Genomic DNA, 23,850 nt, shown 5'->3' on the forward strand with positions numbered 1-23,850 from the left:
GGCCGCAGGGCTCGGCTCAGTCGCGGGCGTCGACGAGCGGGATCTGTCGACGGTCGAGCTCGGTCCGGAGCACGTCCAGGAACCCCCGGTACTCGTCATCGGTGACGGCGCCCAGGCCGGTCGTGACGTGGGCCGCCCCGTTCTCCCCGCGGTCGACCAGCCAGCGCACCTTCTCGGGCACGGTCGCCAGGAGTGCGTCGTGGTCACGGACATGGACAGTCAGGGAACGGGGCGTGCGGCCGCGCTTCGACTCACCGTGCACCGTGTCCGTCACCTGCGTGATCTGGGACCACGGCAGTCCGATCAGCTCGGGCCCGACGAGGCCGTCCTGCCCGACCGCCACGGTCAGCAGGCCCTCGCCCGTGCGGCGGCTGAGCATGAAGTTGTTGAGCGCCAGCAGTGCGCACAGTGCTCCGACCAGACCGCCGATCACGACCCAGACCAGGGCTCGCGCCACGGAAGAGCCCTGGACCAGTGAGAAGACACCCAGCGCCGCGATCGCGAACATGACGATCGCCGCGAGCAGGAAGCGGATGCCGAGCCTGCGCTCCCGCGCCGGGTCCGAGTAGAGAGCCGAGAGTCGGCCCGTTGCGTCGTTCATGTGTGGTCCCCCGTCGAGTCCTCGTGCAGTGCGACGGCTGCCTACCCACTCGGGCTCCGGTTCAACCGGGGAGGCCGCTGGATAGGGTTTGCGTCATGACTGACGCCCCTTCGACGCAAGCACGGCCCGTGGTGGAGATGTGGACCGATGGCGCGTGCAAGGGCAACCCCGGCGTCGGCGGCTGGGGCGCGTGGATGCGTTCGGGCCGCCACGAGCGCGAGCTGTTCGGCGGCGAGCCACTGACCACGAACAACCAGATGGAGCTGCAGGCGGTCATCGAGGGCCTCAAGGCGCTGACCCAGCCCTGCGAGGTGACGCTGCACGTCGACTCGTCGTACGTCATGAACGGCATGAAGTCGTGGATCCACGGCTGGAAGCGCAACGGCTGGAAGACGTCGGCGAAGAAGCCGGTCAAGAACGTCGAGCTGTGGCAGGCCCTGGATGCCGAGGTGAACCGCCACACCATCCACTGGGTGTGGGTGAAGGGACACTCCGGCGATCCCGGGAACGAGCGGGCCGACGAGCTCGCCAACAAGGGGGTCGACCTGGTGCGCGCGGGCTGACCCGCACACCATGTGGACGACCCTGTGACGGGGCGCACAACCGGCGGGTAGGTTCTGCGGCATGAACCTCGCCTCGCTCCTCGACGACTCCGCGCGCGACTACCCGGATCGCGACGCGATCATCCTCGGTGACACCCGCCTGACCTACGCGCAGGTCAACGGCGCGGCCAGCCAGGTGGCCAACCTGCTGGTCGAGCGCGGGGTGAAGCCCGGCGACAAGGTCGCGCTCAGCTGCCCGAACCTGCCCTACTTCTCGATCGTCTACTACGGCATCCTCAAGTCCGGCGCGACCGTCGTTCCCCTCAACGTGCTGCTCAAGGGCCGCGAGATCGCCTACCACCTCGACGACTCCGACGCCGTCGCCTACTTCTGTTTCGAGGGCACCCCCGACCTGCCGATGGCGCAGGAAGGATCGGTCGGCTTCGAGCAGACGCCCGGATGCACGCGGTTCTTCGTGATCACCGCCGACCCTGCCGCGGCCTCGCCGATCGAGGGCGCCGAGACCCTGGGCCAGGCACTCGCCGGCAAGTCCCCGGCCTTCGAGACGCATGCCACCGACGCCGACGACACGGCCGTGATCCTCTACACCTCCGGCACCACCGGCCAGCCCAAGGGCGCTGAGCTGATGCACCGCAACATGCACTCCAACGCGATGGCCTCGGCCGACCTCTTCAACGCAGACGCGGGCAACCCCGACACCTACCTGTGCGTGCTGCCGCTCTTCCACTCCTTCGGCCAGACCGTGATCCAGAACGGCGCCTTCGCGTTCGGCGGCACCGTCGTGATGCTGCCGCGCTTCGAGGCACAGGCAGCCCTCGGGCTCATGCTGAAGGAGAAGGTGACCTTCTTCGCCGGCGTCCCGACGATGTACTGGGGCCTGCTCGGTGCACTCCAGGAGGGCGTCGACGTCTCGGCCGTCGCCGCCAACCTGCGCGTCGCCGCGTCGGGTGGCTCCGCGCTCCCGGTCGAGGTGCACAAGGACTTCGCGGCGAAGTTCGGCGTCACGATCCTCGAGGGCTACGGGCTCTCGGAGACCTCGCCGGTGGCGAGCTTCTCGCCGTGGGGTCGTGAGGTGCGCGTCGGCTCGATCGGCGTACCCATCCCCGGTGTCGAGATGAAGCTGATCGACCCCGAGTGGAACGACCTCGGGTCGGGCGACGACGTGATCGGCGAGATCGCGGTCAAGGGGCCCAACATCATGAAGGGCTACTACGCCCGGCCCGAGGCCACCGCCGAGGCGATCCACGACGGCTGGTTCCGCACCGGCGACCTGGGCCGCAAGGATGCCGACGGCTACTACTACATCGTCGACCGCTCGAAGGACATGATCATCCGCGGTGGCTTCAACGTCTACCCGCGCGAGATCGAGGAGGTGCTGATGACCCACGACGCGGTTTCGCTCGCGGCGGTCATCGGCGTGCCCCACGAGAGCCACGGCGAGGAGATCAAGGCGTTCGTGATCCGCAACGAGGGCGCGACGACCAGCGAGGACGAGCTGATCGCATGGGCCAAGGAGCAGATGGCGACCTACAAGTACCCCCGCATCGTGGAGTACGTCGACGCGCTGCCGATGACCGCGACCGGCAAGATCCTCAAGCGCGAGCTCAGCTGACGAACGTCACGTCGTCGGCGAGCCACTCGCCGTCCTCGTTGACCAACGAGATGAGGAGGCGCTGGTCGCGGTCGACACCTTGCGGCGCGTTCGTGTTGGTGACGGTTCCCTCGGTGGCGACCAGCACCGTCGCGGTGTCACCGGGTGCTTCGCCGGTGAACTTGTCGAGAGCGGCAACGGTCACCTCGCTCGTGAACACGGAACGGGCGGTCGAGACCGTCTTCTTCATGCTGGGCAGACTTCCCTTGAACTGGTCGTGAAAGGTGCCCGTGGACAGGTCCAGCACGGCCTGGGTGTCGGCGTCGAGAGTGCGGTGGTCCAGGTTCGTGAACGCGGACGCCAGTTCGATGGCCGCGTCGACGGCGGCCGCCCGCCCGGGTTCGGGGTCCTGGATGCCGGAGGCATCAGAAGCGTTCGTGTCCAGCTCGTCGACCAGCCACGTGTCGCCGTGGTCGTGAACCATGCTGGCCACCACGGTCGCCGACTGGCGGTTCGTGGAGCCTCCGGCGCGGCGCACCGTCTGGTCGATGAACAGGACCACCTTGATGGTGTCGTTCTGCCCGGTGATCGTGCCGCTCTCGACGACCCTGACGTCCTGGCTGGCTCGCTGCTTCCTGACCATCGGCCGCAAGGTCGTCCGAGTCTTCTCGATATCCGTGGCCATCCGCTCGGTCAGCAGGTGCTCGGCTGCCGTGTAGGCGGCATCGAAGTCCTGGTGGTCGTAGGCGAGCACTCCGACCACAGCCTCCTCAGCGGCGGTGGTGGCAAGGAAACGGGCGGTGTCGCCGATCGCAGGGACAGGTGGCGCCGACGCACCCGTCCCGCTGCTGCGGCCGGCAGCCGTCTCGGGGTCCGAACAGGCAGACGAGAAACCGAGGAGTACGGCGACCAGGGCGAGTGCCGTGGCAGAGCGGGTGAGGGTGTTCACGCGCGCAGTCTGCCCGGGCCGGCGACTTTTCATGCGCTCCGCTCACCTGTTGCTCAGGTTCCGCCAAGGAATGCGAGCAACTCTCTCTGGCATGACTGAACCGACCCCCGCTCAGCCGCCGCCCACTGGTCCGCCGCCGCGCAAGCGTCGGCGTACGGTCCTGATGACTGCCGGCCTCACCGCCAGCGCCAGCGTGATCGCAGCAGCGACCGTGTTCGGCGCCCAGGCGGAGACGGCTGGGGCCGACGACGCGGACTCGACGTCCCAGACACCGTGGTACGGCGACCCGTTCCTCGAGGACGACTGACCCGGGCGGCCGGTCAGGTCACTCGAACGGCCGGATCATTCGAATGGATTGGGCAGGGCGCCGGGGAGGCGGGCGAGGATTTCCTGCGCGGTCTGCAGGTGCTTGTGCTCGACGAGGACCTCGTACTTCGTGGCGACGACCGCGCTGACCGAGGAGAAGTCACGGCGGCCGCGGGTGCCTGCGAAGCCCACCAGGCTCCAGACCAGGCCGAACACGGCACCCATCAGGGCGGTCGACACGATCATGGCGAGGATGTTGCCGTCGCCGAACAACGAGAAGATCAGCCCCACGAAGAGGCCCAGCCACGCCCCTGACAGGGCGCCGGCCAGCGCGACCTTGCCGGTGGTGAGCCGGCCGGTGATGCGCTCCATCTGCTTGAGGTCAGTGCCCACGATCATGCAGTTCTGGACCGGGAACTCCTCGTCGGAGAGGAAGTCGACGGCCCGCTGGGCGTCGGCGTACTTGTCGTAGACGGCGAGTGACTGCGGGAACTCGAGAGCCATGGCGTTCGCGTGGTCCGGGGTGGGTGCTGGCATGCCTCCATCGTGCCGCATCCGGGCAACCGCCGGACTCCGGGCGATGCGTGGATGTCGAGAAGGAGGCCTCGACCGGGTCGCGCTCGTACCATGGGGGCACCCGTGAGCAAAGGGACGTGGCGCCGTGACCAAGGAAGTCGTACTCGAGCGGTTCTCTGTGCTCCACGCCTCTGACATCGACGCCTTCCGTGCCTCGGTCTCGCAGTTCCTCACGCCGCACCGGCTCACCCCGCGTGGGGCGGCCGCGACAGCGCTGCGCACCGACGTCGCCGTGGCGCCGCTCGGTCCGCTGTCCCTGGTCTACGGCCACCATCGTGGCTGCGAGCTCGACGTGCAGCTGACCGAGCAGATCGACTACTACGACGTCAACCTGTCGTGGGGTGGACGCAACCGAATCACCTGTGGCACCGACGAAGTCGTCGTCGACCAGCAGACGGCGGGCATCATCTCCCCACGCATGCAGGCCCGGATGCAGCTCAGTAACGACTACCGGCAGCTGCACGTGCGCTTCGAGCGCCACGCCCTGGAACGCCATCTCGAGGGCATGCTCGACGAGCTCGTCGTCGCACCCATCCTCTTCGGGACGGCCATGGACCTCCGCACCCCGGCGGCCGCCTCATGGACCCGGGCGGTGCGGCTCCTGGTCGGCGACCTCGACAGCGGTGGACTCGTCACCCAGGCCGGTGGGGACAGCTCCTGGGCCTCCTTCCTGATGACGGGCCTGCTCCTGGCCCAGCCCCACAACTACTCCTCCCGGCTCGAGTCGCGCCGGCAGGGAGCACACCGCCCGGCACCGGTGAAGGCGGCCGTCGATCTCATCGAGTCGCAGCCCGAATCAGACCTCTCCGTCGAACGCCTGGCGTTCGAGGCGGGGGTCAGCGCGCGCTCCCTGCAACGACACTTCCGCGACCACGTCGGCGTGCCGCCGCGTGTGTACGTCCAGCAGGTGCGCCTGGCGCGTGTCCACGACGACCTGCTCGCCACCCGCCCGGGCAGTGGCACGACCGTGGCCGACGTCGCCCTGCGATGGGGTTTCAGTCACGTTCCCCGATTCGCGGGCGCCTACCAGGAGCGGTACGGCGTGCCGCCGTCGGTGACCCTTCGCCAGGTCCCGCCTGCGCCTTCCCTGTGACGGTTGGCACAAGTCCCGTCGCTCCGTGGATCGGGTTGTCGTGAAGCGGATCGGCACGGCGCCGTCTGGTGCCTAGCGTCCTCTCATCACCAGGAGCACGACCGCTCCGCACGCGATGGGAGAAGAGATGGACCACGACTACGACGTAGCGATCGTCGGCTACGGCCCCGCCGGGCTGGTCCTGGCGTCGACGCTCGGCAAGGCCGGCCACAAGGTGGTCGTCTTCGAGCGTTGGCAGGGGCTCTACGGGCTGCCCCGGCTCACCCACATCGACGGCGAGACGGCGCGCAACATCGCCGCCGTCGGAGACATCGACCTCGCCCTGCGTGATGCCTGGCCGATCCCGAACTACCGCTACCTCAACGGTGCCGGCGACCTGCTCATCGAGCTGGACTGGCGGGGCACCTCGGCCGGCCACCCCGCCCACATCTCGATGTACCAGCCCGACATCGAGGACGCGATCGACAAGCACGTCCGCGCCACCGGCAACGTCGAGGTCAACCAGGGGCACTCCGTGGTCAAGGTCAGCCCCGGCCCCGACGGCGTCGAGGTGACCGCCAGGCCCTGGACCCAGTCCCGCACGGGTCAGTGGTCCCACGCCGACGAGGAGCGCGTCGTCACCGCGAGGTACGTCGTGGGCGCCGACGGGGCCAACAGCTTCGTCAGGACCAGCCTGGGGATCGAGCGCAGCGACTGCGGCGTCGATGATCGTTGGCTCAACATCGACTGCGAGAAGCTGCGCCCCCTCCCGGACACCTTCAACCGGCTCACCCAGTTCTGCGACCCGGTGCGCGGGCAGATGTACATGCCCATCGGCAGGAGCCGCCAGCGCTTCGAGCTGGCCGTGCTCCCGGGCGAGGACGAGGCGGAGTTCGAGAAGCCGGAGTTCGCATGGAAGTGGCTCCGGGAGGCCCACGACCTGGGCCCGGAGGACGTGAAGATCCTCCGGCAGGTGGTCTACACGTTCCAGGGCCGGATCGCCGAGAGCTGGCGGGTCGGGCGGGTCCTCCTCGCCGGCGATGCCGCGCACACCACTCCGCCGTACATGGGGCAGGGCGCCTGTTCCGGCATGCGCGACGGTGCCACGCTGGGCTGGAAGCTCGACCTGGTCCTGAGGGGTCTTGCCGACGAGACCCTCCTCGACACCTACGAGAGCGAACGCAGGCCGCATGCCACCGCGATCACGGAGATCTCCGTTGCGCTCGGCAAGGTCGCCAACACGCACGACCCGGCGGCCGCCGCCGCGCGGGACCAGGCGTTCCGCGACGGCACCGCGCCGCCGCCCCCGCCGTTCCCGACCATCCGCCACGGGGTCGTGCATCACACCGCGGAGGGAGTGCCCTCCGAACTGGCCGGCACGTTGACGCCACAGGGCGTGGTCCGCAGGAATGGCGTCGAGGGGCTCTTCGACGACGTGGTCGGACGCGGATTCTCACTGGTGAGCTCGACCGACCCGGATGCCGTGCTCGACGACGCGCAGCTGGCCTTCCTGGCCGATCTCGGTGTCTCGACGGCAACCCTTGCTCCCGGGAACTCCCACGCGGTGGAGGACGTGGACGGGACGTACCGCGAGTTCTTCGGGGCCCACGGAGTCGAGGCATTCATCGGCCGTCCGGACTTCCACCTCTTCTGGGCCGGGGTCCTGGCCGACCTGCCGGCCGCGGTGGAGGGCCTGCGCTCGCGGCTCTCGTGGGTCGAGGCCGCTGCCGTGGTGCCGGCATGAGCCTCGGGTCCGTGGAGATCCCGCCGGCCGATGCCCTGTGGCGGGCGATGTCCGTGACGCGCCTCCTGGACTACGGCATGCAGTACGCCGACGTGCTCGCCCTCGAGCAGCGCACCGGGCTCGGCCAGCCGTGGGACGACGCGGCCGAAGAGCTCGCCGAGGCCCACCTGGCCCGCGCCGGCTCGGCCGAGTCCGAGGACCGCATCGCCACCGCGCTCGACGGCTACCGCGCAGCCATGGTCTGCTTCCTCACCGCACAGATGGCCCACAACTTCGACAACCAGCGCAAGCGCGGCCTCTACCGGCGCCTGACCTCCGCCGCCGAGAGGGCGGGCCACCTGAGGGCCCCCCGCTGGGAACGGATCGCACTGCCCTTCGAGGGCGGACGGCTCTTCGGCTGGCTGGTCCCGCCGGTGACGCCGGTGCTCGGCACCGTCGTCCTGTTCGGCGGGCAGAGCGGGTGGGGCACGGCGTACCTCCGCCAGGCCGAGGCCCTCAACCGTCGCGGGATCGCCGCCCTCCTGGCCGAGGGGCCGGGCCAGGGAGAGACCCGGCTCGAGGGCGGTCTCCTGCTCGACGTGGACGTCCGGGCGGCGTACAGCCGTTTCGTCGACTCGGTGGCCTCTCGTCCCGAGCTCGGTCCCGGGATCGGCCTGTGGGGCAACAGCCTCGGCGGCCTCTTCGCGGCGACCACCGCGGCCTCGGACTCCCGGGTCACGGCCGTCTGTGTGAACGGCGCGCCGGCGCGTCCTCGGCTCCTGGGCTTCCGCACCTTCGAGGACCAGGCCGCCGCGATGCTGGGCACCCGGGACCAGGCCACCATCGAGCGCAACTTCGAGCGCATCGCGCTGCAGCCGACCGACCGCATCTCGGGTGCGCTGCTGGTGCTGCACGGAGGTGCCGATCCGATCACCAGCCTGCCCGACCAGCAGCCCTTCCTCGACTCCGGCACCGCCGATACGTTGTTGAAGGTGTGGGAGGACGGGGAGCACACGATCTACAACCACTCCGAGGAACGGTCGGCCTACGTCGCCGACTGGTTCGTCGGCCGCTTCGCAGAACTGGAGAGGTGACAACGATGAGCGATCACGACGACACGGTCCTGGGTGAGGTCCTGGCGAGCTTCGCCCAGACGCCCGACCCGAGGACCCGCCAGGTCCTCGAAGCCGTCACACGTCACGTGCACGCCCTGGTCGAGGAGCTCCGCCCCACGATGGCCGAGTGGGAGCAGGCGATCGCCTTCCTGACCGAGGTCGGCCACACCTCCGATGCGACCCGGCAGGAGTTCGTCCTGCTCTCGGACGTCCTCGGTGTGTCGATGCTCGTCGAGACGATCAACGGCGACCCGCACGGCACCGAGGGGACCGTGCTCGGACCCTTCCACATGACCGAGTCGCCGCAGCGCGCCCTGGGGGACTCCGTCGACCTGCTCGGCACCGGTACGCCGTGCGTGGTGACCGGAAGCGTCAACACCGAGGACGGCACGCCGATCCCCGGGGCGTCCGTCGACATCTGGCAGTGCGACGAGAACGGCTTCTACGACGTGCAGCAGCCGGACACCCAACCACCCGGCAACGGACGCGGTCTCTTCACGACGGACGAAGCCGGCCGGTTCTGGTTCCGCACCGTCGTGCCGAGCCACTACCCGATCCCCACGGACGGCCCCGTCGGCCGGATGCTCGAGGCCTCCCTCCGCCACCCCTACCGGCCGGCTCACATCCATTTCATCGCCGAAGCACCCGGCTTCCGCGAGGTCACGACCCACGCCTTCGTCGCCGGCAGTCCCTACATCGACAGCGACGCGGTGTTCGCCGTCAAGCAGAGCCTGGTGATCGACTTCGCCGAGGTCGACGACCCGGAGCAGGCAGAGCGCTTCGACGTCCCTGTGCCCTTCCGTCACGCACACTTCGACATCCGCCTTGCCCGAGGAGAGGACTGACATGGCCGAACCGGTCCGCAGCTTCGTGTACGAGGCCCTGCCGATGCGCGTGGTCTTCGGTCGCGGCCGCCTGGCTGCAGTCGCCGACGAGGTGGCCCGGCTCGGGCTGCGTCGCGTTCTCGTGCTGTCCACACCCGGCCAGCGAGCCCTGGCGGAGAAGGTCGAGGAGCTACTCGGTGACACCGCGGTGGGCATCTTCGACCAGGCCCGCATGCATGTCCCCGTGGAGACGGTGGCCGGTGCCCTTCGGGTGGTCGCCGAGCTCGAGGCCGACGGTTGCGTGTCGATCGGAGGAGGCTCCACGATCGGACTGGGCAAGGCCCTGGCATTGCGCCGTGCCCTGCCCGTGGTTGCCGTGCCCACGACGTACGCCGGCTCGGAGATGACCCCGATCTGGGGGCTGACGGAGAACTCGCGCAAGCAGACCGGCCGTGACCCGGCAGTCCTGCCACGCACGGTCGTCTACGACCCGGACCTCACGACGTCGCTGCCGCCCGCTGTCTCCGCGACCAGTGGGCTCAACGCGATGGCACACGCCATGGAGGCGCTCTACGCACCGGACGGGTCGCCGGTCGTCGCCGCCATGGCCGAGCAAGGGGTCCGCGCACTCGCCCTCGCCCTGCCGGTGCTCGTGAAGGACCCCGCCGACGCCTCCGCGCGGGCGAACGCGCTCGAAGGTGCCTGGCTGTGCGGCGCCTGCCTGGGCGCCACCACCATGGGCCTGCACCACAAGCTCTGCCACGTGCTGGGAGGAATGCTCGACCTGCCGCACGCCGACACCCACTCGGTGGTGCTGCCCCACGTCGCTGCGTTCAACCTGGCGCAGGCGCCGGGCGCCCGGTCCGCGCTGGCGCGCGCACTCGGCGACGAGGACCCGGCCGGAGCCATCGGGTCGCTGGCCGACCAGGTGGGTGCTCCCCGGCGGCTGTCAGACCTCGGGGTCCGGGAGTCCGACCTCGCCGCGGTCGTCGACGAGGTCCTCGCCAACCCCTATGCCAATCCACGACCGGTCGACCGTCCGGCACTCGTCCGGCTGCTCGAGGGCGCGATGTGACGTCCTCAGGCCGCCGGACCCCCGCACATTCCCGGGCGGTGATCACGACAGCGGTCGTTGTCCGGAGCCCGAGGCGGCGGCCTTAGACTGGGCGCGTTCCCCGCACCCTTGCACCAAGGAGCCTCCCGTGGCCCGTGTCGTCGTCGACGTCATGCTCAAGCCTGAAATCCTCGATCCCCAGGGCAAGGCCGTGCACGGTGCCCTGCCCCGTCTCGGCTTCGACGGCGTTGCCGACGTCCGCCAGGGCAAGCGCTTCGAGCTCGAGCTCGAGGGTGAGCTCACCGAGGAGAGGCTCGCCGAGGTGCACAAGCTCGCCGAGACGCTGCTCTCCAACCCCGTGATCGAGGACTACGCCATCCACATCGAGGGTGACGCCGCTCCCGGGAAGCGCCGCGCCTGATGAAGGTCGGAGTGGTCACCTTCCCCGGTTCCCTCGACGACGTCGACGCGCGCCGCGCCGTACGCCTCGGTGGCAATGAGGCCGTCGCGCTGTGGCACCGCGACCACGACCTCCAGGGCGTCGACGCGGTCGTGCTCCCCGGCGGCTTCTCGTACGGCGACTACCTGCGCTGTGGCGCGATCTCACGCTTCTCCCCGGTGATGACCGAGGTCGTCGCCGCTGCCGGCAAGGGCCTGCCCGTGCTCGGCATCTGCAACGGCTTCCAGATCCTGTGCGAGTCCCACCTGCTGCCGGGCGCCCTGATCCGCAACGACCACCGCAAGTTCGTCTGCAGGGACCAGCGGCTGCGCATCGAGAACAACCGCACCCCCTGGACCTCGTCCTACGCCCAGGGTGCGGAGGTCACCGTCGTGCTCAAGAACGGCGAGGGCTCCTACGTCGCCGACGCCGAGACGCTCGACCGTCTCGAGGGTGAGGGGCGCGTCGTCGCCCGCTACCTCGACGGCAACCCGAACGGCTCGCTGCGCGACATCGCCGGCATCACCAACGAGGCGGGCAACGTGGTCGGCCTGATGCCGCACCCCGAGCACGCTGTCGAGGACCTGTGCGGACCCGGCACCGAGGGGCTCGGCTTCTTCACCGGCCTGGTCGAGAGGGCCTTCGCGTGAGCCCGTTGACCCTGTTCCGCCGGGTCGCGATCGCCGAGGCGATCACCTGGGCGCTGCTGCTCACCGGGATGTTCCTCAAGTACGTCACGGAGACCACCGAACTCGGCGTCCGCATCTTCGGCATGGTCCACGGCATCGTCTTCGTTGCGTACTGCCTGACCACCGTCGTCGTCTGGATCGACCAGAAGTGGTCGTTCGGTCGGCTGGTGCTCGGCCTGTTGAGTGCGGTGCCGCCCTTCATGACGGTGTGGTTCGACCGTCACGCCGAGAAGGCCGGTGCCCTCGACTCGACGTGGCGCCTGCGTGGCGAACGACCCTCGGGGGTCCTCGAGAAGCCCACCGCCTGGCTGCTGCGCAACCCGCTCGCCGGGGCCGTGGCCGGTGTCGCCGCCGTCGGCGTACTCACCGCCGTGGCCCTCACCGTCGGACCCCCCGCGAGCTGAACCTCTGAGACGAACAATCCCGTGATTGCCGCCGGACGACACCGAGTGACGCGCCGTCTGCTCATTTCGACCTACAGTTCACGCCTCGGGTGCGTCCGTTGAGCGTGACCGGAGCGTCGCGGCGAGCGAACTGCAGGTTGAAATGAGCGTCCTGGTCCGGGTGGCCGACACGTTGTTCGCTGACTGCCCGCAGCCGACGTCCGAGCGTGCCCGGTCCTTCAGCGGAGCGGTGCTCAGTAGCGTCCGTCGCGCAGCCGGGACCAGGCCGTCCGGTTCATCACGCCGGTGTCGGCGCCGCCCAGGTTGCGCTGCCACAGCTTGGTGACCGCCTCGGTCCGGGCGTCGAAGACGCCGGTGACGGGCACGTAGCGACCGGTGGCCGCGGTCAGTGCGCGCTGGGCCAGCCGCACCGGAGGGCCGGTGTGGCCGCGCTTGACCGTGCGGTAGGCGCCGGTGCTGTTCAGCATCACCCAGCTGCGCTTGGTCCAGGTCACCGCGACGCGAAGTCCACGCTGGCGCTGGAAGGCGTTGATCGCCTTGATGGTCGGCGTGTCATACCTTCCGTTGATCGCCCCGGCGTACAGCTTCACGTGCGTCAGCTGGCACTGCAGCGCCTTCACCGCAGCCACGTTCGACGGTGCGAGGCGCTTGTTGAGCGCCGGGAACGACGACAGGTTGATGTTTGCCTTGCCCCCGCAGCTCAGGCCCTGGCGACTGGCCCAGGAGCCCTTGCCCACGTCGAGGAAGTTGCTGTCGATGTTGATGGTCGTGCCGCCCCACGTCTCGTTGTGGCCGCCGCGGTACTGCTTGACGCGGCGGTGCGGCTGCCAGCCGTCCTCGCGGATGTAGTCGGTCGAGGTGTTGGCCACGCCGTCCCAGCGGGCGATCCAGATGCGGTCCGGGAGGGTGAAGCGGCCGGGCCGGTTCACCCGCGCGTCGTCGAGCATCTTGATGCCCGAGCCGGCGCTGGAGTAGACGCCCGAGACGTAGCCGAGCGTGTGCAGGCGTCCGGTCCAGGCGTGCAGGAAGTAGATCGCCGACTCGCGGCACGACGTGATGTTGTGGTTGAAGCCCTCGAGGTCGTACCAGAGCGTGCTGCCCGGCACGATGCCCAGGCGCTTCGCCGCGGCGACCGCCTTGTCCGCCTCGCGGCGGCCCTGGCCACGCGCCGCCTGGTAGCTCCGGTAGCTGCTCGGCTTGATGGTCTCGTCGTCGCCGTACCGCGGGAAGCGGTCGAGGCAGTCGGCCTGTGGTCCGAGTGTGATCGGCAGCAGCACCCATCGGTTGGCCAGCTGGCGCGTGACCCAGCTCGGGGTCAGGTTGGGCTGGGAGCGGCAGGCGCGTGAGTCACCAGAGATGTAGATGCCGACCGCCGAGAAGGGCGAGTGCTCCATCCAGGCGTCCATCTTGGACTGCGTCGGGGTGAGGCACTGGTCGAACCCGTAGCCGGTGAAGTCGCCGGGGGTGACCCGGTTGTCGGCATGTGCGGGCGCGGCGACGGAGGTCAGGCCGAAGCCGGCGAGGGTCGCGACGAGGCCACTGACGAAGAGGGTCCGCAGTCGCTTGCGAGGCTGGGAAAGGGGGCTCATCTTGGTCTCCAATGGGGAAGGAACTGCGTCACCCTAACCACACAAGTAACACCAGTAACAGTGGTTCGGTTGAACTACAAATCTGTAATTCATGCAGGTCAGACGGGGTGTGGGCGAGTCGCGGCGACCATCGCGGAGTGCGGGGCGTGACGCGCGAACCACGCGCCCTAGGATGTGCCTCGTGCCTGAGACTCCCCGCCCTGTCCTCGACACCGTCGACGTAGCCGCCGCCGACCCCACCCGCGAACAGCCGTGGGCCGATCTCGGTCTGAAGGCCGACGAGTACGCCCGGATCCGCGAGATCCTCGGCCGCCGTCCGACCAGCTCCGAGCTGGCGATGTACTCGGTGATGTGGTCCGAGCACTGCTCCTACAAGTCGAGCAAGGTGCACCTCAAGCAGTTCTCCGAGATTCCCCAGGAGACGCCGGTCGGCAAGATGCTCGCCGGCATCGGGGAGAACGCCGGCGTCATCGACATCGGCCAGGGCTACGCGGTGACCTTCAAGGTCGAGTCGCACAACCACCCGTCGTACGTCGAGCCCTACCAGGGCGCCGCGACCGGCGTCGGTGGCATCGTCCGCGACATCCTCGCCATGGGCGCCCGTCCGGTCGCCGTGATGGACCCGCTTCGCTTCGGCCCGCTCGACGCCGATGACACCCACCGGGTGCTGCCCGGCATCGTGGCCGGCGTCGGCGGCTACGGCAACTGCCTGGGCCTGCCCAACATCGGCGGTGAGGTCGTCTTCGACGCGACGTACGCCGGCAACCCGCTGGTCAACGCGCTCTCCATCGGCGTGCTCCGCCACGAGGACCTCCACCTCGCCAAGGCTTCGGGCGCCGGCAACCAGGTGATCCTCTACGGCGCCCGCACTGGGGGCGACGGCATCGGTGGCGTCTCGATCCTGGCCTCCGAGACCTTCGAGTCGACCGGCCCGGCCAAGCGGCCCAGCGTCCAGGTGGGCGACCCCTTCATGGAGAAGCTGCTCATCGAGTGCACCCTCGAACTGTTCCAGGCCCGCGTGGTCGCCGGCATCCAGGACCTCGGCGGCGCCGGACTCTCGTGCGCCACCTCCGAGCTGGCCTCCGCCGGTGACGGCGGCATGCGCTGCTCGCTGGACCGGGTGCCGCTGCGCGACTCCACGCTCTCGCCCGAAGAGATCCTGATGAGCGAGTCGCAGGAGCGCATGATGGCGGTCGTCGAGCCCGGCGACGTCGAGGCGTTCATGGCGATCTGCGAGAAGTGGGACGTCGAGGCCGTGGCGATCGGCGAGGTCACCGACACCGGTCGCCTCGAGATCGACTGGCACGGCGAGCGCGTCGTCGACGTGCCGCCGCGGTCGGTGGCGCACGACGGCCCGACGTACAACCGGCCGTTCGCCCGCCCCGAGTGGCAGGACGCCCTCCAGGCCGACGGCGCCGAGAAGCTGGCCCGTCCGACGACCGGCGACGAGCTCAGGGCGACTCTGCTGCAGCTGATCGCCTCGCCGAACCTGTGCGACAAGTCCTGGGTCACCGACCAGTACGACCGCTACGTGCAGGGCAACACCGTGCTCGCGCAGCCGTCCGACTCCGGCATGATCCGCGTCGACGACGCGACCAACCTCGGCGTCGCGGTCTCCACCGACTGCAACGGCCGTTTCGCCAAGCTCGACCCGTACTTCGGCGCGCAGCTGGCGCTGGTCGAGTCCTACCGCAACGTGTCCACGGGTGGCGCGACGCCGATGGCGATCAGCGACTGCCTCAACTTCGGCTCGCCCGAGGACCCCGACGTCATGTGGCAGTTCGCCGAGGCCTGCCGCGGCCTCAAGGACGCCTGCCTCGAGCTCGGCATCCCGGTCACCGGCGGCAACGTCAGCCTCTACAACCAGACCGGCGAGACCGCGATCCTGCCGACCCCGGTGGTCGCCGTGCTCGGCGTGATCGAGGACGTCACCCGTCGTACGCCGACCGGCTTCGTGGCCGAGGGCGAGCGCATCTTCCAGCTCGGCGTCACCCGTGAGGAGCTCTCCGGTTCCGAGTGGGCCCACGTCGTGCACGACCACCTCGGCGGTCGCCCGCCGGTCGTCGACCTCGCCGCAGAGAAGGCGCTCGGTGCGCTCCTGGTCGAGGCAGTGGGCGTGGTCACCAGTGCCCATGACCTCTCCGACGGCGGCCTCGCGATCGCGTTGGCCGAGTCGGCACTGCGCAACGGCATCGGAGCCGCGGTCGCCGTGCAGGGTGACGCGTTCGTCAACCTGTACGCCGAGTCCGCGGCCCGCGCGATCGTCACGGTGCCCGAGGCGTCCGCCGACGCGTTGGTCGCCCTGGCCGAGAAGCACGGTGTGCCGGTGACCCCGATCGGTCGCACCGGCGGCGCCACGCTCTCGGTCGAGGGTCCGAACCCGGAAGCACGTTTCGAGGTGCCTGTCGACGAGATCCGCACCGCCTGGGCCGCCACCCTGCCTGCTGCCCTGGGCTGAGAGGTTTCCAGCGGTCCGGTTCCGGGCACACCCCGAACGGGACCCGACACGGAGGTGCAGCACGTGGGAAACCGGCGTACGACGGCGCGACTGGCCGTCCTGGCAGTGGCCGCGACGGTGCTCGTCGCTGGCTGCTCCGACGATGACGGCAGCAACGACGGCGACGAGAAGCGCCGGTCGCCGCAGTCCCTCAGCGAGGGCTACAGCGTCCGCGGTGCGTTGGCCGAGATCCCTGCCTCTGCCGTGGACGACGACGTCCTGGTGCAGACCGCGGACCTGCGGGCTGCCACCGAGGCGGCCGGGCTCGACGTCCCCACCGACGGCAGCCGTGAGGCGACGTCGCCGTGGCTGAGCGGGCTCACCGATGCCTCCTCCGAGTCGCCCACGCCGGTGTTCGTGCCGTTCGGGGAGTCGTTCAACCTCCAGGCGGCCGCGCCGGAGGAGTTCGCCGAGCTGCTCGGGTGGTCGGTGCTCGACGTCGACAGCTTCGTGGAGCTCAGCGTGCCGCCCGGCCGCTTCGCCGTGGTCACCGGTGACTTCGACGACGACACTCTCTCCAGCGACCTGACCGAGGTCGGCGACGGCGTCGTGACCGACGTCGAGGGGGAGGACTTCGAGAACCACCTCGATGCGGTCAACGCCGCGAACCGGCTCGGCGTCCCGACCCGGCTGGCCAGGCAGGAAGACCGCATCGCGCTCAGCCCGTCGACCCCTGCGGTCGAGTCCTGGCTCGAGGGCGGCGACAGCCTGGCCGACGACGACTCCCTTGCTGCGGTCGCCGACGCCCTCGACGACGAGGGCGCGATCTCGGCGGTGCTGACCCGCGTCGAGGGTGGGGCGGACCCCGCTTCCGCCGTCCTCGGGTCGCAGGCCTCACCGGAACAGCTGGAGGCGCTGAACGAGCAGCTCGAGGGTTCCGTGCCGGAGGACCCGTTCGACGCGGTCGGCATCGGCTGGTCGGTCGACGACGGTGAGGCCGAGGTGCACGTGGCCTACCACTTCGACTCGACCGACGCCGCGCGAGACGGTGCCGAGGTGCTGGAGAAGACCTACCGCGAGGGGACCAGCTCGGTGTCACGGACGCCGTACAGCGACTACCTCGACGTCGAGGACGTCGACGCCGACGGCCCCGTGGTGACGGTGACAGTCACTCCCGCTGAGCAGGGCCGGACGAGCTTCCTCTACCAGGCCCTGCAGCAGCGCGAGCTCCTGTTCGTCTCTCGCTGACCGGCCCGGGCTCAGGACGAGTTGCCCATCGCCTTCAGGCCGATCGCGATTCCGAAGGCGGCCATCAACGCGGAGCCGGCGAACCCGGCGGCGATCGAGTCGACCGGGTAGCTGCCGGCGAACAGCTCCCGCACCGCCTCCACGACGTACGTCAGCGGGTTGAGGTTCGAGGCGATCTCCAGCCAGCGCGGTGCGCCGTCAAGGGGCAGCAGGATGCCGGCCAGCAGCAGCACCGGGAAGATCAGCGTCTGCTGCACGGTCCAGAAGATCCACTCGTTGTCCTTCGAGGCCAGCGCCAGCGCGAAGGACAACGCGCCGACCCCGACGCTGAACAGCGACAGGATCGCCACTCCGATGAGTACGCCGCCCAGGTGCAGGTCGAAGCTGAACGGCGTCACGACCAGCAGGATGATCGCGGTCTGCATCAGCATCGGCACGACCTCCTTCAGGGCTCGCCCGACCAGCAGTGACGACCGGCTCAGCGGCGAGACCAGCAGTCGCTCGTGCGAGCCGGTGAGCATCTCGTTGGTCAGGTTCGCGCCGGTGAACGAGGCGCCCATCAGGCAGGTCATCGCCACGATGCCGGGCACGAACCACTGCAGCGCCGAGCCGTCGGGCGTGTCGGGCAGCAACGGGGCGAAGAGGCCGAGGAAGACCAGCGGCTGCACCATCGCGAAGAGCACGGACGCCGGCTCCCGCAGCACCGGCTTCAGCTCGCGGGTCATCACGTTCCACGTGTCGGCGAGGAACCCGTTGGCGGGACTGTCCGGCGTCGCCTGCCGGACGCGGGTGGGGTTCAGGACTGCGGTGCTCATGCTGCTTCCACCTTCTCGTGCGAGTGGTCGGTCGGGGTCGATGCATCGGCGTTCTCCTGGGCCTCGCGGAGGCTGCGCCCGGTCAGGTCCAGGAAGACGTCGTCGAGGGTGGGGCGGGTGACCTCGATGCTGCGCGGCGCCATGCCGCGCCGTTCGAGCGAGGCGAGCAGCCCGGGCGCCAGCTCGTGGCCGCCGGCCACGCGCACCGTGACCATGCGGCCGGTGCGCTCGACGACCGCGCCGTCGAGGAGCGCTGCGTGCTCGGCGGCCACCGTCGCGTCGATCTCGTCGACCAGGCCGAGGGTCACGAGGTCACCCAGCCCGGACTTGAGCGAGTGCGCCGTGTCGTCGGCGATCACGGTGCCGTGGTCGATCACGATCACCCGCTCGGCCAGCGCGTCGGCCTCCTCGAGGTAGTGCGTGGTCAGCACGATCGTCGAACCGGTCGAGGCGTGCAGCCTCTCGACCAGCCCCTGCAGGTTCGCCCGGTTCTGCGGGTCGAGCCCGGTCGAGGGCTCGTCGAGGAACAGCACCCGGGGCAGGTGCACGAGGCCCATCGCGATGTCGAGGCGTCGCCGCTGCCCGCCGGAGAGCGTGGAGACCTTGCGGTCCGCGACGGCGGAGAGGTCGAGGTCCTCGACCAGCTCGTCGGCGCGGGAGCGGGCCTGCGCCCGCGACAGGCCGTGGGCGCGTCCTTGGCTGACCAGCTCGTCACGACCGCGCTGGACGTGGCCGGCGCCGTTGCCCTGGCCGACGAAGCCGATCGCGCGGCGCACCTCGCGCTGCTCGGTGACCACGTCGTGCCCGGCGACGGAGGCGGTGCCCGACGTCGGCGGGATCAGTGTGGTGAGCATGCGCAGGGTCGTGGACTTGCCGGCGCCGTTGGGTCCGAGGAAGGCGACCAGCTCGCCCTGGCCGATCTCCAGATCGAGGCCACGAACCGCCTCGACCGTCTGCTTGCGTGCCGTGAAGTGCCGGGTCAGGCCTCGGGTCACGATCACGGGTGCTGCGTCTGTTGTCGTCATGAGGAGCACTCTTCCGACCATTCAGGCCACTTCCTGACCGCTATCAGAATTAGTCTGGAGGACATGAACACCAGTGCCCGGATGCTGCGCCTCCTCTCGCTCCTGCAGACCCACCGCTACTGGCCCGGCGGCGAGCTGGCCGGCCGGCTCGAGGTCAGCGCCAGGACGCTGCGCCGCGACATCGACCGGCTGCGCGAGCTCGGCTACCCGGTCGACGCGTCCCGAGGGGTGGCCGGCGGCTACCAGCTCCAGGTCGGGACGACGCTGCCGCCCCTCCTGCTCGAGGACGAGGAGGCGGTCGCCATCGCGGTCGGGCTGCGCACCGCGGCCGCCGGTGCCGTCGGTGGGCTGGAGGAGACGTCCCTCCAGGCCCTGACCAAGGTCATCTCGCTGATGCCGCCACGGCTGCGTCGGCGCATGGATGCGCTCAAGACCCAGACCGTGCCTGCCCCGTCGTACGGCCCGAGCATCGATGCCACGACCCTCACCTCGCTCGCGCAGGGGTGTCGAGACTCCGAGACGGTGCGGTTCGCCTACACCGCCAAGGACGCCGACCTGACCCAGCGCCACGTCGAGCCGCGCCGCCTCGTCTCGATCGGACGGCGGTGGTACCTCGTCGCGTGGGACCGCGGCCGTGACGACTGGCGCAGCTTCCGCGTCGACCGCATCGGCGCGGTCGAGCTGACCGGCGCCCGCTTCCTGTCCCGCGAGCTCCCCGCCGCCGATGAGCTCGCGTTCGTGCAGGCCGGGTTCAAGCAGGTGCCCAGGAGGTACGACGTGCGTGTGCGGTTCGCGGCCACGCGCGAGGAGGTCGAGCAGGTCGTGGGTCGGTGGGCCGAGCTGTCCGACGACGGCGAGACCACCCTGATGCGCATGCACGCCGACGACCTGTTCTGGCCGCTGGCCGTGCTCGCCTCGGTCGACGCTCCGTTCGAGGTCGAGGGGCCCGACGAGCTGCGGGAGCGGGTGGCCGCGGTGGCCACCAGGTTCGCGGCGCGCCCCGCGTGAGCCGAACGAGGGACCGGAGCCGTCACCTATCCTGTCGTGCGTCCGCTCCACCACCGTCCTTGGGAGATCCATGACCGCATCACCTCGTCGTTCGCGTGACCTCGGCATCCGCAGGCAGGTCCGTCGACGGCTGGGGAGTGCGGCCCGCCGCCTCGGCGTCCAGCGCGTCCAGCGCGTGCAGCCGGCGCCACCCGCGCCCGTGGTCCGTACCGGCATGGTGGAGGCCTTCGAGCCGCGCTGGATCGAGGGCTGGATCGCCGTGTCCCCGGGCACGCCGGCGGTGACCGTGACCCTGCGCGTGAACAGGACCGACCTCGTCACCACGCTGGTGGCCGACCCGGCGAAGCGCCGCGTCCCGGGGGCCGAGGTGCGGCGGTTCCGCTTCCGGGTCAAGGAGCTCTGGGACTACATCGGCACCCACGACCGGCTCGCCGTCGTCGTGGACGGCCGCCCGCTGCCCATCGCCGCTCACGGCACGGTCTACCGGCCGCGCAGCAACGGGCCCCACCGACTGCAGGAGCTCAAGGACAAGCTGGCGGGAGACCACGTCTTCTCACGTTCCGGAGCACTCCAGGTCGCGAAGAACCTCGACACGGCCTGGCAGCGACGCACCATGACGCAGGCCGGGCGAGTGCGCGACTTCGTCTCCGAGAGGTTCGGGCTCGACGCCTTCTTCATCTACGGGACCCTGCTCGGGGCGGTCCGCGAGAACGGTGTGATCGGCCACGACTCCGACATCGACCTCGCCTACGTCTCCGGGCACCGGAACGGCGCCGATGCTGCCCGCGAGCTCCACGACATCGCGTTCGCCCTGATCGACTCCGGCTTCCGGGTGCTCGCCTACGGCACGCACCTGCGGATCGCCAACGAGATCGAAGGTGACAAGGACGCCCACGTCGATCTCTTCCACACCTACTTCGACGAGCACGACGTCCTCGGCTTTCCCTACGGGGTCTCGGGTGTGGTCGACGTACGCGCGTCGGACTGGACGGGCGTGCACGAGATCGACTTCGCCGGCAGCACGGGCCTCTTGCCCAACTGTGCGGAGCGGGTGGCCGAGGCGCTCTACGGGACGGGCTGGCGGGAACCACAGCCCGGTTTCAACTGGGACCGGGACCGCCGGACCCGCGCCGCGGACGCCCTCATGCCCCGCGCATGGACCCAGCAGATCTACTGGGCCGACTTCTACGAGCACACCGGCTTCTTGACGCCGTCGCCCTTCTTCGAGGCGGTCAGTGCACGAGGCGACGTGCCCCGGATCGTGGTGGACCTCGGCTGTGGTGAAGGGCGCGACTCGGTCGCGCACGCCGAAGCCGGTCGTCGCGTGTTCGGGATCGACCGCTCGCAGCGCGGCATCCGTCGTGCCGAGGCGAAGGCGGCCGAGCTCGGACTCGAGGACCGACTGAGCTTCCACGAGTGCGACGTCGCCGACACCGAGGCGCTGGCATCCGTCGTGGGGAGGGCGCGCGCCGAGGCGGGCGACGAACCTGTCATGTTCTACCTGCGGTTCTTCCTGCACTCCCTCGAGGAGGAGACGCAGGACGCCCTGCTGTCGAGCCTCGACGCGCTGTCCCGGCCCGGCGACGTCCTCGCTGCCGAGTTCCGGACCGCAGACGACAAGGCGAACCCGAAGGTCCACCGCCATCACTACCGCCGCTACCAGGACGGCCCGGCGTTCGGGGCCGCCCTGGCACAGCAGCATGCGTTCGAGGTGCTGGAGGAGCAGGAAGGCATCGGGCTCTCGCCCTACCAGGACGAGGATCCCCACCTCTACCGAGTGGTCGCCCGGCGCTCCGGCCCCCGGACCATCTCCTAGTTGACTCCCCGCGTCGACCCGGCCAGCGTGATGATCACGTGCGCCATCGCGTCGGAGTTGTGGTCGATCGCCTCGACGCTCACGTTGCCGACGCCGTCGCACGCGGCGTGGTAGCACGGGTCGAACTCCTCACCCACCGTGCCGCCCCATGCCTCCGCCTGGGCCTCGGTCTTGACCGCCTCGTGGCCGGTGAAGAGACCTCCGGAGGGAATTCCGGCCTCGATGAAGGGGCCGTAGTCACTGCGGCCGGTGAAGGCCGCCTCCTCGGAGACCAGGCCCTGGGAGTCGAAGTACCCGTGGAACAAGGCCTCGATGGCCCCCGAACCCTCGGGGCCCTCGGCCGCGTCGGGCGGCGGGAAGCGCGAGTTGTCGCCGTCCAGCACGAAGAGCCCGTAGTTGGGTGAGCCGATCATGTCGAAGTTGAGGTACGCCGCCACGCTGTCCAGCGCCTCCGGGTCGTTCTCGGCGATGTCGGTGACGTAGTGCGTCGAGCCGAGCAGCCCGGCCTCCTCCGCGCCCCACCAGGCGAACCGCACCGTGTTCCGCGGCTTCACCTTCTTCATCTGCACGGCCACCTCGAGGAGCGTGGCGCTGCCGCTGGCGTTGTCGTTCATGCCGGCGCCGTCGATCACGCTGTCGAGGTGCGCACCGGCCATCACCACGTTGGCGTCGTTGCCGCGGTTGGTGTCGGCGGTGATGTTCCACGTCGGCCTGATCTCCGACTCCGTCGAGGTGGCCAGGTGCACGCTGGTGCCGGCCACGTCGAGCGACTGGCCGATCGCGAAACTGGTGCCGACCGCGGGCACCGTCACGTCGGGCCCGCCGAGGGTTCCGCTGAACGCGTCGGTGGCGCCCTCGGTGCCGGTGTTCATGATGATGACGCCGGTCGCACCGGCGGCCTCGGCGTTGAGCACCTTCACCCCGAAGGTGCAGCCGCCGCGGCGGATCAGCGCGATGTTGCCGGCCGTGAAGCCGGCGAAGTCCTCGGCCTCGCAGCCGCTCGTGGAGCCGGACAGGTCGCCCAGGTTCAGGTCGACCGACTGCACGGTCGCGGTGACGTCGCCGGAGCCCGAGTAGTCCATCAGGCCGAAGTCGGTGTCCTCGACGTACGTCGTCGCCTCGGGGGTGACCCGCTCGAACATCGACGGGGCGACCTGCGCGAAGTAGGGGAAGTCGAACTCCTGGACGATGGGGGAGTAGCCCGCCGCCTCGAGGGTGTCGACCACGTAGTCCCGCGACGCGGCGAAGCCCGGCGTCCCGGAGGCGCGGTTGCCGTCGTGCGCGGCGGCGATGTCGGAGAGCGCGTGGATGCGCTCCATCACGTGCTCGGGGGTGACTGCGGCCCGGAGCTTGCGGGAGCTGTTGTTGTTCCGGTCGGTGTTGTTGGCGTCGTCGGGGTCGGCGGTGGCGGGCGCTTGGGCGGCGGTGGCCGCGAGGAGTGCCGCGCCGCCGAGCAACGCGGTGGTGCGTAGCCAGCGGGAATGGTGGGTCACGAGCGATCCTTCCGAGAGGGCACGAACGGGATTTCCGTGTGCCGTGGATCACCCTGCCGGGAATGGCCCATGCCTGTCGACACCTCCGCGAGGCCGGTGGCGGATACTGGACGACGTGGCTCACCGTTTCGCACCGGCCGACCCCGACGCCGTCCGTGCCGCCCTCGCTGGTCGCCAGGGTTCCGACCTCCGGCTGCTCACCAAGCACTTCATGGCGCTGCTGCAGGAACGCGCGCCGGGCAACTCCGTCGAGGTCCGCGTGCCGCCGTACGCCGCGGTGCAGGTGATCCCCGGCGTCCGCCACACCCGCGGTACGCCGCCCGCCGTGGTCGAGCTCGACGCCGAGACGTGGATCGCCCTGGCCACCGGTGAGCTCGAGTTCGCGGCCGCCGAGCACGAGGGCCGGGTCCGCGCCAGCGGTGAGCGTGCCGACCTGTCGCCGTACCTTCCCCTGGGCTGAGGCTCGACCGAGCCCGCAACGCGAAACCCCCGCGACCTCGACACGGGTCGCCT

The 23,850-nt window shown here is 70.0% G+C and carries 23 protein-coding genes; 16 read left to right on the forward strand and 7 right to left on the reverse strand.

Annotated elements, in window-relative coordinates:
• Positions 1–16: 16 nt before the first annotated feature.
• Positions 17–601, reverse strand: a complete 585-nt coding sequence (locus ASD66_RS17740; protein WP_056891774.1) for a hypothetical protein — start codon at positions 599–601, stop codon at positions 17–19.
• A gap of 95 nt (positions 602–696) precedes the next feature.
• Here ASD66_RS17740 and rnhA point away from each other — a divergent pair, with 95 nt between their 5' ends.
• Together rnhA and ASD66_RS17750 are read left to right on the forward strand one after the other, a co-directional pair.
• The gene (rnhA, locus tag ASD66_RS17745) at positions 697–1,164 is read left to right on the forward strand and encodes a ribonuclease HI (protein ID WP_056891775.1); all 468 of its coding nucleotides are present in this window, start codon (positions 697–699) and stop codon (positions 1,162–1,164) included.
• A gap of 61 nt (positions 1,165–1,225) precedes the next feature.
• Positions 1,226–2,776, forward strand: coding sequence for a long-chain-fatty-acid--CoA ligase (locus ASD66_RS17750; RefSeq protein WP_056682913.1), 1,551 nt, complete (start codon positions 1,226–1,228; stop codon positions 2,774–2,776).
• Here the strand turns inward: ASD66_RS17750 and ASD66_RS17755 are convergent.
• Complete coding sequence (locus tag ASD66_RS17755) at positions 2,769–3,704, reverse strand: hypothetical protein (RefSeq protein WP_056891776.1); 936 nt, start codon at positions 3,702–3,704, stop codon at positions 2,769–2,771. The two genes, ASD66_RS17750 and ASD66_RS17755, sit on opposite strands and share 8 nt — an antisense overlap.
• 91 nt (positions 3,705–3,795) lie before the next feature.
• On the opposite strand from ASD66_RS17755, the gene ASD66_RS24535 reads away from it, so the two are divergent.
• On the forward strand, positions 3,796–4,011 hold the full coding sequence (locus ASD66_RS24535) for a hypothetical protein (protein ID WP_156388780.1): 216 nt from the start codon (positions 3,796–3,798) through the stop codon (positions 4,009–4,011).
• A gap of 35 nt (positions 4,012–4,046) precedes the next feature.
• On the opposite strand, the gene ASD66_RS17760 is transcribed toward ASD66_RS24535, so the two are convergent.
• Positions 4,047–4,547 (reverse strand): general stress protein, encoded by a 501-nt coding sequence (locus tag ASD66_RS17760; protein WP_082599597.1) that lies wholly within the window; start codon positions 4,545–4,547, stop codon positions 4,047–4,049.
• Between the two features lie 124 nt (positions 4,548–4,671).
• Here ASD66_RS17760 and ASD66_RS17765 point away from each other — a divergent pair, with 124 nt between their 5' ends.
• The 8 genes from ASD66_RS17765 (at position 4,672) to ASD66_RS17800 (ending at position 11,906) form a co-directional block, all read left to right on the forward strand.
• Positions 4,672–5,679, forward strand: coding sequence for an AraC family transcriptional regulator (locus tag ASD66_RS17765; protein ID WP_056891778.1), 1,008 nt, complete (start codon positions 4,672–4,674; stop codon positions 5,677–5,679).
• Between the two features lie 127 nt (positions 5,680–5,806).
• On the forward strand, positions 5,807–7,402 hold the full coding sequence (locus tag ASD66_RS17770; RefSeq protein ID WP_056891779.1) for a bifunctional 3-(3-hydroxy-phenyl)propionate/3-hydroxycinnamic acid hydroxylase: 1,596 nt from the start codon (positions 5,807–5,809) through the stop codon (positions 7,400–7,402).
• On the forward strand, positions 7,399–8,475 hold the full coding sequence (locus tag ASD66_RS17775) for an alpha/beta hydrolase (protein ID WP_056892324.1): 1,077 nt from the start codon (positions 7,399–7,401) through the stop codon (positions 8,473–8,475). The genes ASD66_RS17770 and ASD66_RS17775 overlap by 4 nt, the downstream gene beginning before the upstream one ends.
• 5 nt (positions 8,476–8,480) lie before the next feature.
• A complete protein-coding gene (locus tag ASD66_RS17780; protein ID WP_056891780.1) occupies positions 8,481–9,341 on the forward strand; it encodes a dioxygenase in 861 nt (286 codons plus the stop codon).
• Between the two features lies 1 nt (position 9,342).
• Positions 9,343–10,395 (forward strand): maleylacetate reductase, encoded by a 1,053-nt coding sequence (locus ASD66_RS17785; protein ID WP_056891781.1) that lies wholly within the window; start codon positions 9,343–9,345, stop codon positions 10,393–10,395.
• Between the two features lie 127 nt (positions 10,396–10,522).
• Complete coding sequence (gene purS / locus ASD66_RS17790; RefSeq protein ID WP_056682903.1) at positions 10,523–10,795, forward strand: phosphoribosylformylglycinamidine synthase subunit PurS; 273 nt, start codon at positions 10,523–10,525, stop codon at positions 10,793–10,795.
• Positions 10,795–11,463 carry a phosphoribosylformylglycinamidine synthase subunit PurQ gene (gene purQ / locus ASD66_RS17795; protein WP_056891782.1) on the forward strand — a complete coding sequence of 223 codons (669 nt, stop codon included), beginning with the start codon at positions 10,795–10,797 and terminating at the stop codon, positions 11,461–11,463. Before purS ends, purQ begins: the two co-directional genes overlap by 1 nt.
• Positions 11,460–11,906 (forward strand): DUF3817 domain-containing protein, encoded by a 447-nt coding sequence (locus tag ASD66_RS17800; RefSeq protein WP_056682897.1) that lies wholly within the window; start codon positions 11,460–11,462, stop codon positions 11,904–11,906. The genes purQ and ASD66_RS17800 overlap by 4 nt, the downstream gene beginning before the upstream one ends.
• A gap of 233 nt (positions 11,907–12,139) precedes the next feature.
• On the opposite strand, the gene ASD66_RS17805 is transcribed toward ASD66_RS17800, so the two are convergent.
• Complete coding sequence (locus ASD66_RS17805) at positions 12,140–13,495, reverse strand: glycoside hydrolase domain-containing protein (RefSeq protein ID WP_056891783.1); 1,356 nt, start codon at positions 13,493–13,495, stop codon at positions 12,140–12,142.
• Positions 13,496–13,676: 181 nt separating this feature from the next.
• On the opposite strand from ASD66_RS17805, the gene purL reads away from it, so the two are divergent.
• Together purL and ASD66_RS17815 are read left to right on the forward strand one after the other, a co-directional pair.
• Positions 13,677–15,953: a phosphoribosylformylglycinamidine synthase subunit PurL gene (purL, locus tag ASD66_RS17810; RefSeq protein WP_235530156.1), complete on the forward strand. Its 2,277-nt coding sequence runs from the start codon at positions 13,677–13,679 to the stop codon at positions 15,951–15,953.
• A 63-nt stretch (positions 15,954–16,016) separates the two neighbouring features.
• The gene (locus ASD66_RS17815) at positions 16,017–17,180 is read left to right on the forward strand and encodes a hypothetical protein (RefSeq protein WP_156388781.1); all 1,164 of its coding nucleotides are present in this window, start codon (positions 16,017–16,019) and stop codon (positions 17,178–17,180) included.
• A gap of 11 nt (positions 17,181–17,191) precedes the next feature.
• On the opposite strand, the gene ASD66_RS17820 is transcribed toward ASD66_RS17815, so the two are convergent.
• Both ASD66_RS17820 and ASD66_RS17825 read right to left on the reverse strand, forming a co-directional pair.
• Positions 17,192–17,995, reverse strand: coding sequence for an ABC transporter permease (locus ASD66_RS17820; RefSeq protein WP_082599598.1), 804 nt, complete (start codon positions 17,993–17,995; stop codon positions 17,192–17,194).
• A complete protein-coding gene (locus tag ASD66_RS17825) occupies positions 17,992–19,020 on the reverse strand; it encodes an ATP-binding cassette domain-containing protein (RefSeq protein ID WP_056891786.1) in 1,029 nt (342 codons plus the stop codon). Before ASD66_RS17825 ends, ASD66_RS17820 begins: the two co-directional genes overlap by 4 nt.
• Before the next feature lie 63 nt (positions 19,021–19,083).
• On the opposite strand from ASD66_RS17825, the gene ASD66_RS17830 reads away from it, so the two are divergent.
• Both ASD66_RS17830 and ASD66_RS17835 read left to right on the forward strand, forming a co-directional pair.
• Positions 19,084–20,028 carry a helix-turn-helix transcriptional regulator gene (locus tag ASD66_RS17830; protein ID WP_200950120.1) on the forward strand — a complete coding sequence of 315 codons (945 nt, stop codon included), beginning with the start codon at positions 19,084–19,086 and terminating at the stop codon, positions 20,026–20,028.
• A 70-nt stretch (positions 20,029–20,098) separates the two neighbouring features.
• The gene (locus tag ASD66_RS17835) at positions 20,099–21,844 is read left to right on the forward strand and encodes a class I SAM-dependent methyltransferase (protein WP_156388782.1); all 1,746 of its coding nucleotides are present in this window, start codon (positions 20,099–20,101) and stop codon (positions 21,842–21,844) included.
• Here ASD66_RS17835 and ASD66_RS17840 read toward each other — a convergent pair.
• Positions 21,841–23,337, reverse strand: coding sequence for a M28 family peptidase (locus ASD66_RS17840; RefSeq protein ID WP_056891788.1), 1,497 nt, complete (start codon positions 23,335–23,337; stop codon positions 21,841–21,843). The genes ASD66_RS17835 and ASD66_RS17840 overlap by 4 nt on opposite strands.
• Positions 23,338–23,452: 115 nt before the next feature.
• On the opposite strand from ASD66_RS17840, the gene ASD66_RS17845 reads away from it, so the two are divergent.
• Positions 23,453–23,797 (forward strand): sterol carrier family protein, encoded by a 345-nt coding sequence (locus tag ASD66_RS17845; RefSeq protein WP_056682873.1) that lies wholly within the window; start codon positions 23,453–23,455, stop codon positions 23,795–23,797.
• Positions 23,798–23,850 lie beyond the last annotated feature (53 nt).

Source organism: Nocardioides sp. Root151, assembly GCF_001427925.1.
GTDB lineage: Bacteria > Actinomycetota > Actinomycetes > Propionibacteriales > Nocardioidaceae > Nocardioides.

Bases quoted from the DNA above. Each gene is read 5' to 3' on its own strand.
- ASD66_RS17760 (WP_082599597.1), bottom strand. From the start codon at position 4,547: ATGCCAGCACCCACCCCGGACCACGCGAACGCCATGGCTCTCGAGTTC.
- ASD66_RS17750 (WP_056682913.1), top strand. From the start codon at position 1,226: ATGAACCTCGCCTCGCTCCTCGACGACTCCGCGCGCGACTACCCGGAT.
- ASD66_RS17805 (WP_056891783.1), bottom strand. From the start codon at position 13,495: ATGAGCCCCCTTTCCCAGCCTCGCAAGCGACTGCGGACCCTCTTCGTC.
- ASD66_RS17740 (WP_056891774.1), bottom strand. From the start codon at position 601: ATGAACGACGCAACGGGCCGACTCTCGGCTCTCTACTCGGACCCGGCG.
- ASD66_RS17775 (WP_056892324.1), top strand. From the start codon at position 7,399: ATGAGCCTCGGGTCCGTGGAGATCCCGCCGGCCGATGCCCTGTGGCGG.
- ASD66_RS17830 (WP_200950120.1), top strand. From the start codon at position 19,084: ATGAACACCAGTGCCCGGATGCTGCGCCTCCTCTCGCTCCTGCAGACC.
- ASD66_RS17835 (WP_156388782.1), top strand. From the start codon at position 20,099: ATGACCGCATCACCTCGTCGTTCGCGTGACCTCGGCATCCGCAGGCAG.
- purQ (WP_056891782.1), top strand. From the start codon at position 10,795: ATGAAGGTCGGAGTGGTCACCTTCCCCGGTTCCCTCGACGACGTCGAC.
- ASD66_RS17825 (WP_056891786.1), bottom strand. From the start codon at position 19,020: ATGACGACAACAGACGCAGCACCCGTGATCGTGACCCGAGGCCTGACC.
- ASD66_RS17770 (WP_056891779.1), top strand. From the start codon at position 5,807: ATGGACCACGACTACGACGTAGCGATCGTCGGCTACGGCCCCGCCGGG.
- ASD66_RS17785 (WP_056891781.1), top strand. From the start codon at position 9,343: ATGGCCGAACCGGTCCGCAGCTTCGTGTACGAGGCCCTGCCGATGCGC.
- ASD66_RS17820 (WP_082599598.1), bottom strand. From the start codon at position 17,995: ATGAGCACCGCAGTCCTGAACCCCACCCGCGTCCGGCAGGCGACGCCG.
- rnhA (WP_056891775.1), top strand. From the start codon at position 697: ATGACTGACGCCCCTTCGACGCAAGCACGGCCCGTGGTGGAGATGTGG.
- ASD66_RS17780 (WP_056891780.1), top strand. From the start codon at position 8,481: ATGAGCGATCACGACGACACGGTCCTGGGTGAGGTCCTGGCGAGCTTC.
- ASD66_RS24535 (WP_156388780.1), top strand. From the start codon at position 3,796: ATGACTGAACCGACCCCCGCTCAGCCGCCGCCCACTGGTCCGCCGCCG.